The organism is Pseudorhizobium banfieldiae (assembly GCF_000967425.1).
Lineage (GTDB): Bacteria > Pseudomonadota > Alphaproteobacteria > Rhizobiales > Rhizobiaceae > Neorhizobium > Neorhizobium banfieldiae.
Genome location: NZ_FO082820.1, coordinates 4,004,994 through 4,021,986, shown reverse-complemented (window position 1 = coordinate 4,021,986; position 16,993 = coordinate 4,004,994). Strand labels below are relative to the sequence as shown.

The following is a 16,993-nucleotide window of genomic DNA, read 5'->3' as shown; positions in this document are numbered from 1 at the left end:
CATGTCTCCTGAGGTTCCGTCCGACCAAGGTCTGGCGACCTACAACTTCGCCTATCTCGACGAGCAGACGAAGCGGATGATCCGCCGCGCGATCCTCAAGGCGATCGCCATACCGGGCTATCAGGTTCCGTTCGCATCGCGCGAAATGCCCATGCCCTATGGCTGGGGCACAGGCGGCGTGCAGGTAACGGCCTCCATCATCGGGCCAGATGACGTGCTCAAGGTGATCGACCAGGGTGCCGACGACACGACCAATGCGGTATCGATCCGGGCGTTCTTCCAAAAGGTCGCCAATGTGGCCGTGACGACCCATACCGGAGAGGCAACCATTATACAGACGCGCCACCGTATCCCCGAGCAGTCGCTGACCGAAGGACAGGTACTTGTCTACCAGGTGCCGATCCCGGAGCCCCTGCGCTTCCTGGAGCCTCGCGAAACGGAGACGCGCAAGATGCACGCGCTGGAGGAATACGGGCTCATGCATGTGAAGCTCTACGAGGACATCGCGCATAACGGCCGGATCTCCAAGACCTACGCCTATCCGGTAAAGGTCGCCGGCAGGTACGTTATGGACCCCTCGCCGACGCCGAAGTTCGACAATCCGAAGATGCACATGTCGGACGCGCTGCAGCTCTTCGGCGCCGGGCGCGAAAAGCGCATCTACGCCATCCCGCCCCATACGGAGGTTGTCAGTCTCGATTTTGAGGACCACCCCTTCGAGATCCAGAGCTTCGAAAAGCCCTGCACATTATGCGGCGCTGAGAATGTCTATCTCGATGAGGTGATCCTCGACGACAAGGGCGGCCGGATGTTCGTCTGCTCAGACACGGATCATTGCGACGAACGCCGCGACCAGGGGCATGCCGGGGAACTGCTTGCACGTCAGGAGGCCGCAGAATGAGCGAGGCACCGCTACTGAAGGTCAGGGACGTCTCGAAGTTCTACGGCCAGCGCATCGGCTGCAAGGAAGTCACGTTCGATCTGTGGCCCGGCGAGGTCCTGGCTATCGTCGGCGAATCCGGCTCTGGGAAGACGACGCTGCTGAACTGCATCTCGACCCGCCTCATGCCATCTACCGGCAGCGTCGAGTATGCCATGCGCGACGGCAGCATCCGGGATCTCTACCACATGGGTGAGGCAGAGCGCCGCTTCCTGATGCGCACCGACTGGGGCTTCGTTCACCAGAACCCGGCGGATGGGCTGCGGATGACGGTCTCGGCCGGCGCCAATGTCGGGGAGCGGCTGATGGCCATCGGCAATCGTCATTACGGCAACATCCGCTCAACGGCCCTTGATTGGCTGACCCGGGTGGAGATCGGCACGGACCGTATCGACGACGCCCCTCGCGCCTTCTCGGGCGGCATGCGCCAGCGGCTGCAGATCGCACGCAATCTTGTCACAGGCCCGCGCCTCGTCTTCATGGATGAGCCGACCGGCGGTCTCGACGTCTCCGTGCAGGCGCGTCTGCTCGACCTCGTCCGCGGCCTCGTCAACGACCTGGGGCTCGCCGCCATCATCGTCACCCATGATCTGGCGGTTGCGCGGCTCCTGTCGCACCGAATGATGGTGATGAAGGACGGCCACGTCATCGAACATGGTCTGACCGACCGTGTGCTGGACGATCCGCGCGAGCCCTATACGCAGCTCCTCGTCTCCTCCATTCTGCAGGTATAGGAGAGCATCATGGCAACTCCCCTCGTCGTCTCGGAAGTCTTCAAGAGCTTCACCATGCACCTGCGCGACGGCATCCGCCTGCCCGTCGTCAATGATGTCAACTTTTCGGTCGCCAGCGGCGAATGCGTCGTGCTGGGCGGTCCTTCAGGCGTCGGCAAGAGCTCAATTCTCAAGATGCTGTACGGCAACTATGCCGTCGACGCGGGCCAGATCCTGGTCGCCCACCGCGACCGGACGGTCAACATCGCCAGCGCCGATCCTCGCACGGTGCTGGATGTGCGGCGCCATACCATGGGCTATGTCAGCCAATTCCTGCGTACCGTCCCCCGCGTCTCGGCGCTTGATGTCGTCGCCGAGCCGCTGCTGGCGCGCGGTATCGGCAACGAGGAGGCGAGGGACACGGCATCGGCGCTGCTGTCGCAGCTCAACCTCCCCAAGGAACTCTGGAGCCTGCCGCCGGCAACCTTTTCCGGAGGCGAGCAGCAGCGCGTCAACATCGCGCGCGGCTTCATCACCGATCACAGCATCCTGCTGCTCGACGAGCCGACCGCCTCGCTTGACGCCCGCAACCGGCGTGTCGTCGTGGAGATGATCGCCGAGAAGAAAGAAAAGGGCGTGGCGCTCCTGGGCATCTTCCACGACGAAGAAGTGCGCGAAGCCGTCGCAGATCGCATCCTGGATGTGATGCAGTTCTCGCCACGAAGGGCCGCCGCATGAGCGTTAAGGTCGGACTTGAACCCTCCATCCACCCGAGTGCGAATGTGAGGAACTCGGTGCTCGGACGCTACACGGAGGTGGCGGAGCGCTGCCGCATCGACGAGGCGGAGATCGGCGACTATTCCTATATCATGCAGGATGGCGCGGTGTGGTGCGCAACGATCGGCAAGTTCGTCAACATTGCAGCCTCGGTCAGGATCAACGCCACCAACCATCCGACATGGCGGGCGACGCTCCACCATTTCACCTATCGTGCCGCCAACTACTGGGACGATGCGGAGAACGAGGAGGAGTTCTTCGAATGGCGCCGGGGGCATCGGGTCACGATCGGCCACGACGTATGGATCGGTCACGGTGCGACCGTTCTCCCCGGCGTCACCGTCGGCAATGGCGCGGTCATCGGAGCCGGTGCGGTCGTATCCAAAGACGTGGCACCCTACACCATCGTTGGCGGCGTTCCCGCGAAGCTCATCCGCGAGCGCTTCACGAAAGAGATCGGCGAGCGGATGGACGACCTTGCCTGGTGGGATTGGGACCATCGCACGCTGCGCGCTGCACTGGATGATTTCCGCAGTCTGACGGCAGAAGATTTCCTCAGCCGGCATGGCAGCCATTCGCAGGCGGCGAAAACGCTTGAGGCAGGATGAACGGAAGAATGCCATCATCATTCTGTCACGCAAATCGCCTAGCGCAGGGCCGGTGTCGGGACCCTGACCCAACCTGCAACCCATCAGCCTTCACCTGAACGCAGATCGAATTCATGCGCTACGCCATCTATTTCTCACCCCCTCCCGATGACCCGCTGACCGCGACGGCCAGCGAATGGCTGGGCCGCGATGCCTTTTCGGGGCAGATGCTCGATCCGCCGGCGTCGCTTTCCCTGCCGGTGGCGCAGTGGCAGGACCTGGTTGCCGAGCCGCAGCGATATGGGTTTCACGCCACGCTGAAGGCGCCGTTCGCGCTTCGCGAGGGACGCACGGAGGCAGAGCTCGTCGATGCGTTCGATCGCTTCGTGGCCACCACGGAGACCCTTGCCTTTCCGCAGATCGTTGTCGGGCAGCTCGGGCCCTTCTTCGCCCTCGTTCCGGATGACCTTCATCCGCCGCTGCAGGTATTCGCCGCTTCCGTGGTCGAAGCGTTCGAACCGTTCCGGGCACCCCTTTCCGAGGCCGACATCGCACGCCGCAGACCGGAGCGCCTGACCCCGGCGGAGCGGCAGAACCTCGACCGGTGGGGCTATCCTTACGTCATGAGCGAGTTCCGCTTCCACATGACGCTGACGGGGCCGGTCGATGGCTCTCTTGCTCCGCATGTTCATGCCGAGTTGCGGCAGCGTTTTGCACCTTATGCAAATGCACCGCTCGCCATCGACGGTCTTGCGCTCTTCGTCGAACGCAGCCGCGGCGAGCCCTTCACGATCCATCGATGGCGGCCCCTTGGCATGCTACAGGACAACAGAAAGATCCTCCCATGAGCGTAGAAACCGTTCTGTCGAATGCCCGCATCATCGTCGGTGACGAGATCATTGCCGGATCTCTGGTCATCCGCGATGGACGGATTGCCGAGATTTCCGCGGGGGCGTCTCGGGCCGGAGAGGATTTGGAGGGCGACTACCTCATTCCCGGACTAATCGAGTTGCACACGGACCATCTCGAGCAGCACTACTCGCCGCGTCCCGGTGTCCGCTGGAACACCACGGCTGCGATCCAGGCGCACGACGCTCAAGTGGCAACCTCAGGCATTACGACAGTTTTCGACTGCCTGCGGATGGGCGCGGATGAGGATGGCGGTTTCGAAAGGGGCGAGATGCGCAGCCTCGCCGATGCTATACAGGCGGCTCAGGCCGAGGGGCGGCTGCGAGCGGAGCACCTCTTCCACCTCCGATGCGAGGTTTCCTCGGACAACGTGCTCGAGCATTTCGCCGACTTCGAGCACGATCCCCATGTCCGCCTCGTCTCGCTGATGGACCATGCGCCGGGCCAGCGGCAGTTCCAGTCGATGGACCAGTATATCCTTTACTACAAGGAGAAGCGCGGCCTGAGCGACGAGGCCTTCGCTCACTTCGTGGCCCGCCGCCAGGCGGCCTCAGCCAAATACGCCGCCGTTCACCGAAACGAATTGGCACGCATCTGCGCCGAGCGCGGCATCACCGTCGCGAGTCATGACGATGCGACGCTCGATCATGTCGACGAGGCAATCGGTCACGGTGTGCGGCTGGCGGAATTCCCCACCAGCTTCGATGCCGCGGAGGCGTCACACAAGGCGGGGATGAGCGTGCTGATGGGCGCCCCGAACATCGTTCGAGGCAAGTCGCACTCGGGCAACATCGCTGCGCGTGAGCTTGCTGAACGCGGCGTGCTGGACGTGCTTTCGTCGGATTACGTGCCACTCAGCCTGCTGCATGCGCCCTTCGTGCTCGCCGACGACATCGATGCCATCTCGCTTCCGCGAGCGATCGCGATGGTCACCTCCACGCCCGCACGAACCGTGGGGCTGGAAGACCGTGGCCGGATCGCACCCGGTCTTCGCGCCGACCTCGTTCGCGTCAAGCGCGACAATGGTGTGCCGGTAGCACGCGCGACATGGCGGGAAGGCCGGCGGGTGGCTTGATGGGCGACGCTTCTCCAGCCCGGCCTACCATTGCCGGCAGGCTGATCGTCGTCGTCGGGCCAAGCGGCGCCGGCAAGGACACGCTGATGTCCTATGCCGCTCAACACTTAAAGGAGCGGCCAGAGGTGGTCTTCGTGCGGCGCGTGATCACGCGCGACGGAGGTTCCGGTGGAGAGGATCACGACGCTTTGTCCGATGCGGAATTCCGCCGGATGGCCCAATCTGGCGGCTTCGCCGTCTGGTGGGAAGCGCACGGCCTCTGTTACGGAATCCCGATCGAGACGCGACATCAAATCGACCTAGGCCATGTCGTGGTGGCGAACGGCTCGCGTGCCGCCCTGCCCCACTTCAGCGCCGCATTTCCGGCAATGACCGTCATCAATGTCACGGCGCGACCTGAGGTTCTGGCTACCCGGCTGGAATCACGCGGACGGGAAACGCGCGACGAGATTCTCCGACGGCTGCAGCGCAGTTCACCGCAGCTCGTCGGGCCCTACGAGCTTTTAACGATCGACAACAGCGGATCGATCGAGGAAGCAGGTCAGGCCATGGTCGATGCCCTGACGAGGTATCTTCCGGCTTTCTCGTGTCGCTAGTGCGCCTCGTCCCAGTTTGAGGCTGCGCGCGCATCGACCTTCAGCGGCACCTTCATGGCGATCGCCGGCATAGCCGCCTGCTCCATGGTCGCCGTGATGACGGGCAGCGTTTTCTCGATCTCGCCGTCTTCCACTTCGAAGATCAGTTCGTCATGGACCTGCAGGAGCATGCGGGCAGACAGGTTGGCAGATTGGAGAGCCGGTTCCATCCTGACCATGGCCCGGCGGATGATGTCGGCGGCCGACCCCTGGATGGGCGCGTTGATGGCAGCCCGTTCGTTGAAGGAGCGCACCTGCGGATTGGAGGACCGTATCTCCGGATAGTGCGCCCGGCGACCGAAGATGGTTTCGACGTAGCCGTGCTCGCGCGCGAATTCCTTGGTGCTGTCCATGTAGTCGCGGATGCCGGGGAATCGCTCGAAATACTTCTTGATGTACTCGCCTGCTTCGGAGCGCTCGATGGAGAGCTGGTTCGCCAGACCGAAGGCGGAGATGCCGTAGATGATGCCGAAGTTGATCGCCTTGGCGCGGCGGCGGATCTCGCTTGGCATGCCCTCAACCGGTACCCCGAACATTTCCGAGGCGGTCATCGCGTGGATGTCGATGCCGTCTGCAAACGCCTGGCGCAGTTGCGGGATGTCAGCGACATGGGCGAGTACCCGCAGTTCGATCTGGCTGTAGTCGGCAGAGACAAGCTTGTGGCCGGATGTGGCGATGAAGGCGGTGCGGATCTTCCGTCCTTCGGTCGTGCGGATTGGGATGTTCTGCAGGTTCGGCTCGACCGACGAAAGACGCCCGGTTGTCGTCGATGCCAGTGAATAGGACGTGTGAACGCGCTTTGTCTGCGGGTGGATGTAGCCCGGCAGAGCGTCTGTATAGGTAGACTTGAGCTTGGTCAGTTGCCGCCAGTCGACGATCTTGCGCGGAAACTCGTGCCCGGCCGCAGCCAGGTCTTCCAGCACCTGCGCCGAGGTGGACCACTGGCCCGTCTTCGTCTTTGCCCCGCCCGGCAGGCCCATCTTGCCGAACAGGATGTCGCCCAGCTGCTTCGGTGAGCCGATCGTGAAGCGCTCGCCGGCGATCTCGTAGATCTCGTCCTCTATCGCCGCGGCCTTTTGCGCGAGCTCCCCGGACAGCCGAGAGAGTATCTGGCGGTCGACCGTGATGCCGCGCTCCTCCATGCGGGCGAGCGTGGAGACCATCGGCCGCTCCAGCCGCTCATAGACGCGCATCAATCGGTCGGCGACCAGCCGCGGTTTCAGAACCATGGCAAGCCTGAGGGTGAGATCCGCCTTTTCGGCGGCGTAGACCGTAGCCCGGTCGATCTCGACCATATCGAAGCTCACGCCAGACTTGCCCGTCCCCGCGACATCCTTGAATGAGACCGGCATATGGCCAAGCCAGCGGTCGGAGAGCGAATCGAGGCTGTGTCCGCCCCTGCCTGCCTCCAGGACGTAGGACATGAGCATCACGTCGTCATAGGCGGCGATTTCGATCCCGTACCGCTTGAGGAGCAGATAGGCATATTTCAGGTTATGCCCGACCTTGAGGACGGAAGCATCTTCGAGCAGGGGCTTCAGCCGCTCCATCACCTCGGCGGCGGTCAGCTGATTGTCGGCACGGCCATTGCCGAGCAGATCATTGCTTCCAGTCTTGTGGCCGAAGGGGATATAGGCGGCCCGGACGTCGAGACCGGACGGATTACGGCTATTGTCCGCGAGCGCCAGCGAGATCCCCACGACATCCGACAGCATCGGGTCGATGGACGTTCCCTCGGCTTCAAAAGCCACCAGTCCGGTTTCCCGGGCTGACCGGAGCCAATCGTCCAGGTCCTCCAGATCGTCGATCGTGACGTAGCAGCTCTTGTCGATCTTCGCCGCCGCGAAGGCCTCAGCTCGTGCCTTGGCAAGTTCCGCCGGGGTACTGTTGCCGTAGGGGTCAGTTGTGCCGGCCTTGCCACCGGCAGGCGTCGCTACCCTGGGCTCGGCACTGCTGGTGCCGGCATCGAGATCCGGCCCCCGCGCCGCCGCTCCCCATTCGACCTGCACGTGCGCCGGCTCGATCGCGCTGGCATCGCAGTCGCAGGCCTCCGCCACACGGCGCGTCAACGTCCCGAATTCCATGGCCTTCAGGAAACCGATCAGCTTCGGTCCGTTCTGCGGCTCCAGCACGAGAGCATCCAGCGGCATATCAAGGGGTGCATCCGTCCGCAGTTCAACGAGCCGGCGCGACAGGCGTGCCAGTTCCGCATTGGCAACGATGTTCTCACGCCGCTTGACCTGCTTGATCTCCGCAGCACGGGCGAGAAGCGTATCGAGGTCGCCGAACTCCTCCAGGAGCTGGGCTGCGGTCTTCGGGCCGATCCCGGGAATGCCGGGGACATTGTCGACGGAATCCCCGACCATTGCCTGCAGGTCGATCATCTTCTCAGGCGGCACACCCCATTTCTCGATGACTTCTGGTATGCCTATCTGCTTGTCCTTCATGCTGTCATACATGTGGACATTCGGGGTCACGAGCTGCATCAGGTCCTTGTCGGACGAGATGATCGTGACGTCAGCGCCGATCGCTTCCGCCTGCCTAGCATAGGTGGCAATGATGTCGTCCGCCTCGAAGCCTTCGGTCTCGATACAGGGAAGGTTGAATGCCCTCGTTGCCTGGCGGATCAGCCCGAACTGCGGGATCAGGTCTTCCGGCGGCTCGGAACGGTTCGCCTTGTAGGCGTTGTAGAGGTCCTTGCGGAAGGTCTTCGCGGAATAGTCGAAGATCACGGCAAAATGCGTGGGCGTCACCCCGACCGAGGTGTCGCGCGCATCGGTGAGCAGCTTCCAGAGCATGTTGCAGAAGCCCGAGACCGCCCCCACGGGCAGGCCGTCGGACTTGCGGGTCAGTGGGGGAAGGGCGTGGAACGCCCGGAAGATGAAGCCGGAGCCGTCGACAAGGAAGAGGTGATCACCTTTTTTCATGGCTATGGAATAGCGTGGGGCACCCGCGTCGTCCATGAAAATCAGGCCCCGCCTAGCGGCTCGGCATCACCCGAACGTTACCGATTTGTAATTCTGCATTCCCTTGAAAAGCCCGGTTTCACTTATCATCTCCAGCTTACCGGCGACTGATCACGCCGCAGTCCGGCAGCTGGCTCGTCCCCCGCCGCGCCGGACCGGACAAAGGCCTCACCCCCTCTCCGGGCCTTTGTCCTCCTGTTGAAACCGCCATGGCCGTTCCCCTCCCGGCCGTGGCGGTTTTCTCTTGTCAGGCCTCCCACCACAGGCTTGGCGAAAGCATGGGCTGCTATATATTCGCGCAGTACTGCCGACAGGGCTCCCTTCATGCCGTTCGACCGCTCCCATAGTGCAACTTATCTCGCTGGCCAGCTCGCCAAGTGCTTCGCGCGATCGCTGCAGAATAGGGCAGCGGGGCTCGGTTTTTCGCCCGGCCAATTCCCGGTTCTCCTGGAGCTGTGGCAGGAAGACGGTCTGACGCAGAAGCAATTGCTGGATCGACTCGAGGTCGAGCAGGCGACACTCGCCAATACGCTTGCCCGCATGGAACGTGACGGACTGATCCGTCGCGAGCCGCATCCCCATGACGGGCGGGCACAGATCATCCAACTGACGGAAAGCGCCAGGAACCTTGAAAAAAGGGCGGTCGATGCGGCAGCCGAGGCCGATGCCGCACTTTTCGAAGGTTTTCGTCAGTTCGAACGGGAACTGATGCTGGAATACATGCGCATGGCTATAGAGAATGCCCGCAAGGCCTGAACCGAGCGGCTCGGGCGGGGCTCGAAACAAGCGCATCTTTGCAATAAGGTCGCTCCTGTTCTCCCAGACAGGATTTTCCCATGACAGACCTTTCCCCCGTACTTGACCGCGCCGACCGGAACCTCGACGACAGCCTCGACCGGCTTTTCCGGTTGGTACGCATCAAGTCGATCTCCACCGACCCGGCCTACAAGGCGGATTGCCGCGCCGCAGCCGAATGGTTGGTTGCAACCCTTGCCGATATAGGTTTCGACGCATCGATCCGTGATACTGCCGGCCATGCGATGGTGGTTGCCCATCATGCGGGCGCCACGGATGACGCACCGCACGTCCTGTTCTACGGCCACTACGACGTCCAGCCGGTCGATCCGATCGAGCTCTGGGAGAACGATCCCTTCGCTCCTTCCGTCAAGGATCTGGGCAATGGACGCAAGGTGATAACCGGCCGCGGCACGGCCGACGACAAAGGCCAGTTGATGACCTTTGTTGAAGCCTGCCGCGCCTACAAGGAGGTCCATGGCAGCCTGCCGCTCCGGGTCACCATCCTGTTCGAGGGCGAGGAAGAATCGGGCTCGCCTTCGCTGAAGCCGTTCCTGGAAGCGAATGCGGAAGAGCTGAGGGCGAGTTGCGCGCTCGTTTGCGATACGGGCATGTGGGATGGCGACACGCCGGCGATCGCCGCTGCCCTCCGCGGCCTTGTCGGAGAAGAGATCATCATTTCGGCGGCAGATCGAGACCTGCATTCGGGGCTGTTCGGCGGAGCCGCAGCAAACCCGATCCATATCCTGACGGATATCCTGTCAGGTCTGCGTGACGAGACCGGCCGCATTACCCTGGAGGGCTTCTACGATGGTGTCGAGGAGACGCCTTCTAACATCAAGGCGGGCTGGGAGACCCTTGGCCGAAGTGCGGAGAACTTCCTTGGCGACGTCGGGCTGTCGATCCCTGCCGGCGAGAAGGGACGATCTGTCCTCGAATTGACTTGGGCACGCCCTACCTGCGAGGTCAACGGCATCTGGGGCGGCTATACAGGGGAAGGCTTCAAGACCGTGATCGCCGCCAAGGCGTCCGCCAAGGTCTCTTTCCGCCTTGTCGGACAACAGGATCCGGCGAAGATCCGCGAGAGCTTCCGTGCCTATGTCCGCTCCAGAGTTCCAGCCGATTGCTCCGTTGAGTTCCACGAGCACGGTGGATCTCCGGCGATCCAGCTGTCGTATGACTCACCGGTTCTTACCAAGGCGAAGGCTGCGTTGTCGGACGAGTGGGCCAATCCGGCCGTCGTTATCGGCATGGGTGGTTCGATACCTATCGTCGGCGACTTCCAGAAGATGCTCGGCATGGAATCCTTGCTGGTGGGCTTCGGCCTCGTCGATGACCGGATTCATTCGCCGAACGAGAAATACGACCTGAAGTCGTTCCACAAGGGCATTCGGTCATGGGTGCGCATTATCGCTGCCCTGGCGGCCCGGTAGCCGAAGCTCGGCTCGAACTTTACGCACAAAAAAGGTCGGGCTGGCCCGACCTTTCTGATTCCCGATTCTTTCAGTGCCAGTACATCCGTGGTCACCCAGGAATCGGGACTGGCATTTCCGGCGCGTCCGCTTCAGGCGCTTGAGGCCAACCGCGGCTCTGGCGATCATCATCGCCCCTGCTGGTTAACATTTCGTAAACAACGAATATGCCAACCATCGGCGCGATGGCGCGGTTTCCCGCATTTGCTCACTGCGCCGGAAATGCCGATAAACCGAGAGATGGGAAGAAGGATCTCTATTTGCAAGAGCTAAAATACAAAAAGGCCGGACAGGCCGGCCTTCTCGTCAGAATTCAAACCTGAATCAGGCTGTCTGCAGCTGGTCAGCAGCAACCTTGCCGGAGCGGCGGTCGGTAACCAGTTCGTAGGAGAGCTTCTGCCCGTCGTTCAACGAGCTCATGCCGGCGCGCTCAACAGCGGAAATGTGGACGAAAACGTCGGCGCTGCCGTCATCCGGCTGGATGAAGCCATAGCCCTTGGTTGCGTTGAACCACTTAACAGTACCAGTAGCCATATCGATGCCTTTCTTATGCAAATATCGGCGATGTCCCAGCAAGGCCGGAACGGGGAAGTTCGTATTTGCAGAAAGATGGTCGAGAGCACCGGGGCGCTTAGAGCAGGCTTATCAAACAAATAGCGACGCGAAGGAGATAGAAGCGGGACCCATCCCTGTCAAGAATGAGCGGCCGATCGACTATCCTCCAAAAGCAGAAAACCCGGCGCGGGAGGAGGAGCGCCGGGTTTCCGATACTGACCAGCAACTGGGAGGAGGAGGTGTTGCCGGTCCCATCCAAGGAACGCTGGGAGGAGGAGTGCGTCCTTCGATGATTGAAATATACACCGCCCGCGCTTGGAGAACAGCGATCTTTTCGCAGCGCAGCATTGCATCATATGCATAGCAGAAATCCAGTTGCCTCTGACTCGGCTAAATTCTATTCATTCGACATGAGCCTCGACACCGTCCGCCAGTTCTTTTCCCGTTACGCACCCGATATAGAAGTCATCGTCACCGAGGAGAGCTCCGCCACGGTTGCTCTCGCTGCGGCGGCCCACGGTGTCGAGCCAGTGCAAATCGCAAAGACGATTGGCGTTCAGGCAGGCCCGACCGCAGTATTGGTCGTCATGGCTGGAACGGCCCGCCTGGACAACAGAAAATTTCGGGATCACTTCGGCGCAAAGCCGCGGATGCTGGGTGGTGAAGACGTAACGCAACTCACCGGCCATCCCGTAGGAGGCGTCTGTCCATTCGGACTGATCTCGGACGTGCCGGTCTTCTGCGACGCGTCGCTCCGTGTGGTGCCGGAAGTCATCCCGGCAGCGGGCGCGGCGAATTCTGCCGTCCGAATATCTCCGGAGCGGATGGCCGAACTGAGCAATGCGAAATGGATCGACGTCTGCCAGACGGCCTGACGATTTGCCTGGGCGTCAGTAATAGCGGCGGTACCAGGGGCTACGGTTTTCGAGTGCCTGAGTCCCGACGAGATAGCCAATGGCGAAGCCGATCGCCCCTACCAGCGTGAAGATCGTGGTTGCGGTCGCCGGATGCTCGCGGATCGCTCCGGCGACCGAGCTCGCTTCTTCCTGGACGTAGGATGCCGCGCTTCCGGCGCGGTCCGCGAGGCGGTCCCTCAATGCCGCGACCTCAGCCCTCAACCGTGCAATATCTTCGCCGATCTTTCCGTTCCGATCGGAATCAGTCTCGCCCATCGGCTTCACGCTTCCTGCAGATTCGACCATAGCAGCCTCCATCGTTGCTCGTGCCGGATCAACTTTTCGCGCTGCAATAGGTTCCGTCCCGGAGCCAGCTGCGATGCTCAGGTGCCGCGGCTTTCGGCGAGGATATGGGCGAGCGATTCGAGCTTCTCCTGCTCGCTCAGGCCCTTCTGCATGGAGTGAACAAGGATCAGGGCAAGCGCCTCCCCATCGGGGCTCGACTTGCTGATGTTGTGCTCGACACATGCTTGGTCGAACACTTTCTGCAACATGCTCAGCTGGTCCGGGCCTACCGGATTGCGAACCGTCTTAGTCGGCACACGAACCTCCCCTGCTGTTGCGGCCCAAATCAAGTTCCACCCCTGTTCCCTAGAGCGGATTGATCGCATAAACTTTGGCTTTATGAAGGCGGACTTGTGCAGGGCTTGCGTCGAGGCAGGTTGCGCGCACGGAGCTGCGGGGCTAACGGCCCGAAAAAGACGTTGAGCGAGCGCCGGGGGATGGCGCTCGCTCATGGTCGTTCACGGCTCCGCCTTACGCTGCGCCGGCAGGATCGCCGATCGGCAGAAGCGCCGGATCAAGATTCGGATCCTGTGGGTTCTTCGTATCTCCTGGATCCTGAACCGGCGTCAGAGGTGGCTTGCCCTGCGTCCTGTCCGGAATGCCGGGGGTAGAGGTCGGGCCCCGAGGAGTTTCGGACGCCGGTGTCGGTATTGGATCTCTGTTCGGCATGGCATAGTCCTTTCATCGTTCAGGAGCGCAACGGAGTGCGCGCGACATTGTTCCGCTCCAAGGAGGGAAACGGCGGTCACCTGCCACGTCTTTCAGAGAACCTACTCGGTTGCGACGCTCTGCTCTTCGACAGGCTTTTTCTTCGACGCGACGAGCGTCTGATCGTCAGAGGCGACGCTTGCGGTCGTGGTGGAGTAGTCGACAGATGTCGAAGCGGTCACCTTGGGGTGTCCCGCACAGTCAGCCAACGCCGCAGATGCCATCAGGCCGAGCGCCGAAAGGGTTGCGAGAATTAACTTCATGGCATTCTCCTTCCTTGGTTGCGGCTGCAGGGTACGCTCGAACTGTGAGAAGGCAAAATCACAAATCCGCTCCCTGAGCCGAATTTCCTGCCTGCGCCATGAAACCACCGCGGAGGCCATGGGTTCACCCTTCGTGACAACAAGGGAGATCACTCATGAAAAAGATACTCGCCATCGGCTGCGTCACCCTCTCGCTGGCCGCATGCACGGCAACTGAACGTGGCGCCGGTATCGGTGCGGCGACCGGAGCCGTCGTGGGCGGTGCCGTGACCGGAGATGTTCGCGGTGCCGCTGTCGGCGCTGCTGTGGGCGGCGCATCCGGCGCCCTGATCGGAAGCGTGCAGGATCAACCTGGCCGCTGCTACTATCGCGACCGCTACGGAAACCGCTACATCGACGACTGCTGATGTCGACGGCCGGTCTGGATCAATCGGGCCGGCCGCTTCATCTTCCTTCTCCGTTCTTCGAGACAGCGATCCGAGGGACCGGGTCACATCGACTTAAGCGATCGTCTTCTTGAACAGGACGGTACCGTCGTCCCCAATGAAATCGAACTCTGCGCTTTCATCCTTCAGGCAGGCTGCGAGAAAGCCAATGCGCGCCTCGCTGAAGAGTGCACGGGGATGGGGCTTAACCGGACGAGCCTCGGCTCCGGCTCCGGACGTAAAATAGGCTATGCCTTCATCCTCGATGCAGGACAGATCGTGATCATGACCGTTGAGATAGGCATCCTCACGAGGCTTCCTCCAACATGGCAAGTTTATGGCAAGCAGGTGCCCGTACTCTGCGATCGTCGCGCGTTTCTGCGTCTATCATCCGGCGCGCCGGGCCAGTGTCCGTAGCACCGCGTCAATTGGCCGCCGGCAGTGGCGGGATGAGGAGACATCGGGATTTCCCGGAAAGGATACCTCTCAGCCTCGCATTTCAGAGGTCTTAACCCCCCCTTAAATCGCCGCATTTAGAGTCCAGCGGAATGCGCGGGCGATGTGCAACCGCCGGTCGCGGCCGGCGCAGCGGGGGTGACCGACGCGACATGGCGGCGAAACGAAAATCGGGACAGAGGGTCGAGCCCTCCTTTGACGACGGTGAATATGTCGACGAGGATTTCCGGCTTCGTTCCGAAGACCGGATAGCCGGCGGCGGCAGGAAGCGGCCGTCGCCAGCGAGGAAGGAGGCGCCGCGCCGGCCTCGCAAGGGCAAACCGACCCGGCAGTCCCGCGGCTTTTTTGCGCCTCTTCGTTCCCTTCTCTATTGGTGCCTTGTTCTCGGCATATGGGTCGGGATCGGCGTGGGCGGCCTCGTGCTGTACTTCGGCGCCCAGATGCCCGCCGCGAGCACCTGGGCCATCCCGGACCGTCCTCCAAACATCAAGATCGTCTCCACCGACGGCTCCGTGATCGCAAACCGCGGCGCCACGGGCGGCGAAGCGCTGGCGCTCGAGGAGATGTCGCCCTTCATCCCGCAGGCGGTCATGGCGATCGAGGACCGGCGCTTCTACATGCATTTCGGGGTCGACCCGCTGGGGCTGACGCGCGCCTTCATCAACAATGTTACCGGCCAACCGATCCAGGGCGGCTCCACCATCACCCAGCAACTTGCCAAGAACCTGTTCCTCTCCCCCGAAAGAACCTTCGAGCGGAAGATCCAGGAGGTGCTGCTTGCCTTCTGGCTGGAACACAAATTCAGCAAGGACCAGATCCTGGCGATGTATCTCAACCGGGTCTTCTTCGGCTCGAACGCCTATGGAGTGGAAGCAGCGTCGCGACGGTACTTCAACAAGTCCGCTCGTGACGTGAACCTGGGCGAGGCGGCACTTCTCGCCGGGCTGCTGAAGGCCCCTTCCCGCCTGTCTCCCGCGCGCGACCCGGAAGCGGCCGAAGAGCGTGCCCAGGTGGTACTCGGGGCTATGCTGGAGGAGGGCTACGTCACGGAAGACGAGATCAAGACCGCCATGTCCCAGCCGCCCACAAAGGCCCGCAGCTACTGGTCGGGCGCGGAACACTACGCTGCCGACATAGTCATGGACGAGGTCAAGAAGCTGCTTGGCGAGGTGAAGCAGGACGTCGTGGTCGAGACGACCATCGACCTCTCGCTCGAACGCAAGGCAGAAGAGGCCCTCACGGATATTCTTGACGACGAGGGCGGCAAGCTCAATGCCAGCCAGGCGGCCCTGGTCTCAATGGATGCCACGGGCGCCATTCGCGCGCTGGTGGGCGGCAAGGATTACGCGCAGAGCCAGTTCAACCGCGCCGTGACCGCCAAGCGTCAGCCGGGATCCGCCTTCAAGCCGTTCGTCTATGCCGCCGCCCTCGAAGCCGGGATACGGCCGGACTCCGTGCGCAACGACGCACCGGTCCGGATCGGCAAGTGGACGCCGGAGAACTACGACCAGAAGTACCGCGGTCAGGTAACGGTCTCTTCGGCGCTCTCCCAGTCGCTCAACACCATTGCCGCCCAGCTGGTCATGGAGGTCGGACCGGACGAGGTGGTGAGACTGGCACACCGGATGGGCATAGAGCAGGAGATGCAGCCTAACGCATCCATCGCGCTCGGGACATCCGAAGTGCCGCTCGTGGAACTGACGGCCGCCTACGCCCCCTTCATGAACGGAGGCTACAAGGCGACCCCGCACATCGTGCGCCGCATCCTCGACACGGACGGCAATGTTCTTCACGAGAGCAGCTATGGCAACCCGCCGCGGGTGCTTAGCGAAACCATCGTCGCCACAATGAACAGCATGCTCACGCGGGTCATCCAGGAAGGCACCGGCAAGGCGGCGAGGCTCGATAACTGGCAGGCAGCCGGCAAGACGGGCACGACCCAATCCTTCCGGGACGCGATCTTCGTCGGCTTTACCAGCATCATGACCACGGGGATCTGGTTCGGGAACGACGACGGCACCTCAATGAAAAAGGTGACGGGGGGCGGCCTGCCTGCAAGGGCGTGGAAGAATTACATGACGGCCGCCCATGCAGGCTACTCGCCGACACCGCTGTTCGGCAGCCATGGCGGCTTCGCGCTGCCACCGGCTGCCGAGCCGGAGAGGGAGCCAACGACGATCGGTGACATCATTTCCGGAGTGCTCCCCGGATCTTCTACGCCCGATGACTATCCGGCCGCCCCCTCTGCGCCGCGTCACGACGCCTATCCACCCGACGGCGAAATTCCCGTACGCGATTACCGCGAATATCGCGGCCCCTACGACGGGTTCGAAGATGCACCCATGCCGCGCGAGGATTATGCTGAAGGCCCGATACCACCCGGTGAAGTCGGCTCCCCGAGCGGGAGGGGATCGTCCCGGCAGACAACCCTCTACGACCTGATCATGGGCCAGTGAGGTCGAAAGCGCCCCATTCA

The 16,993-nt window shown here is 62.2% G+C and carries 18 protein-coding genes; 12 read left to right on the top strand and 6 right to left on the bottom strand.

Annotated features, from left to right (window positions below; genetic code table 11):
• Position 1 precedes the first annotated feature (1 nt).
• The 7 genes from NT26_RS19400 to phnN all read left to right on the top strand — a co-directional run bounded on the left by NT26_RS19400 (position 2) and on the right by phnN (position 5,597).
• Positions 2-901: an alpha-D-ribose 1-methylphosphonate 5-phosphate C-P-lyase PhnJ gene (locus tag NT26_RS19400; protein ID WP_052641211.1), complete on the top strand. Its 900-nt coding sequence runs from the start codon at positions 2-4 to the stop codon at positions 899-901.
• Positions 898-1,674 (top strand): phosphonate C-P lyase system protein PhnK, encoded by a 777-nt coding sequence (gene phnK, locus NT26_RS19395; RefSeq protein WP_052641209.1) that lies wholly within the window; start codon positions 898-900, stop codon positions 1,672-1,674. The genes NT26_RS19400 and phnK overlap by 4 nt, the downstream gene beginning before the upstream one ends.
• Positions 1,675-1,683: 9 nt before the next feature.
• Positions 1,684-2,391: a phosphonate C-P lyase system protein PhnL gene (gene phnL, locus NT26_RS19390; RefSeq protein WP_052641207.1), complete on the top strand. Its 708-nt coding sequence runs from the start codon at positions 1,684-1,686 to the stop codon at positions 2,389-2,391.
• Positions 2,388-3,038: a DapH/DapD/GlmU-related protein gene (locus NT26_RS19385; RefSeq protein WP_052641205.1), complete on the top strand. Its 651-nt coding sequence runs from the start codon at positions 2,388-2,390 to the stop codon at positions 3,036-3,038. The genes phnL and NT26_RS19385 overlap by 4 nt, the downstream gene beginning before the upstream one ends.
• A gap of 113 nt (positions 3,039-3,151) precedes the next feature.
• On the top strand, positions 3,152-3,865 hold the full coding sequence (locus NT26_RS19380) for a DUF1045 domain-containing protein (RefSeq protein ID WP_052641201.1): 714 nt from the start codon (positions 3,152-3,154) through the stop codon (positions 3,863-3,865).
• Positions 3,862-5,001: an alpha-D-ribose 1-methylphosphonate 5-triphosphate diphosphatase gene (locus tag NT26_RS19375; RefSeq protein WP_052641199.1), complete on the top strand. Its 1,140-nt coding sequence runs from the start codon at positions 3,862-3,864 to the stop codon at positions 4,999-5,001. Before NT26_RS19380 ends, NT26_RS19375 begins: the two co-directional genes overlap by 4 nt.
• A complete protein-coding gene (gene phnN, locus NT26_RS19370; RefSeq protein WP_052641197.1) occupies positions 5,001-5,597 on the top strand; it encodes a phosphonate metabolism protein/1,5-bisphosphokinase (PRPP-forming) PhnN in 597 nt (198 codons plus the stop codon). The genes NT26_RS19375 and phnN overlap by 1 nt, the downstream gene beginning before the upstream one ends.
• Here the strand turns inward: phnN and polA are convergent.
• Complete coding sequence (gene polA, locus NT26_RS19365; RefSeq protein ID WP_052642404.1) at positions 5,594-8,563, bottom strand: DNA polymerase I; 2,970 nt, start codon at positions 8,561-8,563, stop codon at positions 5,594-5,596. The two genes, phnN and polA, sit on opposite strands and share 4 nt — an antisense overlap.
• A gap of 363 nt (positions 8,564-8,926) precedes the next feature.
• Here polA and NT26_RS19360 point away from each other — a divergent pair, with 363 nt between their 5' ends.
• Both NT26_RS19360 and NT26_RS19355 read left to right on the top strand, forming a co-directional pair.
• Positions 8,927-9,358 carry a MarR family winged helix-turn-helix transcriptional regulator gene (locus NT26_RS19360; protein ID WP_052641195.1) on the top strand — a complete coding sequence of 144 codons (432 nt, stop codon included), beginning with the start codon at positions 8,927-8,929 and terminating at the stop codon, positions 9,356-9,358.
• A gap of 80 nt (positions 9,359-9,438) precedes the next feature.
• Positions 9,439-10,830: a M20/M25/M40 family metallo-hydrolase gene (locus NT26_RS19355; RefSeq protein WP_052641193.1), complete on the top strand. Its 1,392-nt coding sequence runs from the start codon at positions 9,439-9,441 to the stop codon at positions 10,828-10,830.
• A 363-nt stretch (positions 10,831-11,193) separates the two neighbouring features.
• On the opposite strand, the gene NT26_RS19350 is transcribed toward NT26_RS19355, so the two are convergent.
• Positions 11,194-11,403 carry a cold-shock protein gene (locus NT26_RS19350; protein ID WP_052641191.1) on the bottom strand — a complete coding sequence of 70 codons (210 nt, stop codon included), beginning with the start codon at positions 11,401-11,403 and terminating at the stop codon, positions 11,194-11,196.
• A 431-nt stretch (positions 11,404-11,834) separates the two neighbouring features.
• Between NT26_RS19350 and NT26_RS19345 the strand changes: the two genes are divergently transcribed.
• On the top strand, positions 11,835-12,299 hold the full coding sequence (locus tag NT26_RS19345; RefSeq protein WP_052642402.1) for a YbaK/EbsC family protein: 465 nt from the start codon (positions 11,835-11,837) through the stop codon (positions 12,297-12,299).
• A 15-nt stretch (positions 12,300-12,314) separates the two neighbouring features.
• On the opposite strand, the gene NT26_RS19340 is transcribed toward NT26_RS19345, so the two are convergent.
• From NT26_RS19340 to NT26_RS22845, 4 genes are all read right to left on the bottom strand, one after another.
• A complete protein-coding gene (locus tag NT26_RS19340; protein ID WP_052641189.1) occupies positions 12,315-12,626 on the bottom strand; it encodes a hypothetical protein in 312 nt (103 codons plus the stop codon).
• Positions 12,627-12,703: 77 nt separating this feature from the next.
• A complete protein-coding gene (locus tag NT26_RS19335) occupies positions 12,704-12,922 on the bottom strand; it encodes a hypothetical protein (protein ID WP_052641186.1) in 219 nt (72 codons plus the stop codon).
• A gap of 214 nt (positions 12,923-13,136) precedes the next feature.
• On the bottom strand, positions 13,137-13,334 hold the full coding sequence (locus NT26_RS23355) for a hypothetical protein (RefSeq protein ID WP_052641184.1): 198 nt from the start codon (positions 13,332-13,334) through the stop codon (positions 13,137-13,139).
• Between the two features lie 101 nt (positions 13,335-13,435).
• Entirely contained in the window at positions 13,436-13,636 is a 201-nt protein-coding gene (locus NT26_RS22845) for a hypothetical protein (RefSeq protein ID WP_139346251.1), read from the bottom strand.
• A gap of 155 nt (positions 13,637-13,791) precedes the next feature.
• On the opposite strand from NT26_RS22845, the gene NT26_RS19320 reads away from it, so the two are divergent.
• Together NT26_RS19320 and NT26_RS19310 are read left to right on the top strand one after the other, a co-directional pair.
• Entirely contained in the window at positions 13,792-14,043 is a 252-nt protein-coding gene (locus NT26_RS19320) for a glycine zipper domain-containing protein (RefSeq protein WP_052641180.1), read from the top strand.
• A gap of 626 nt (positions 14,044-14,669) precedes the next feature.
• A complete protein-coding gene (locus NT26_RS19310) occupies positions 14,670-16,973 on the top strand; it encodes a transglycosylase domain-containing protein (protein WP_052641176.1) in 2,304 nt (767 codons plus the stop codon).
• The last annotated feature ends 20 nt before the right edge of the window (positions 16,974-16,993 follow it).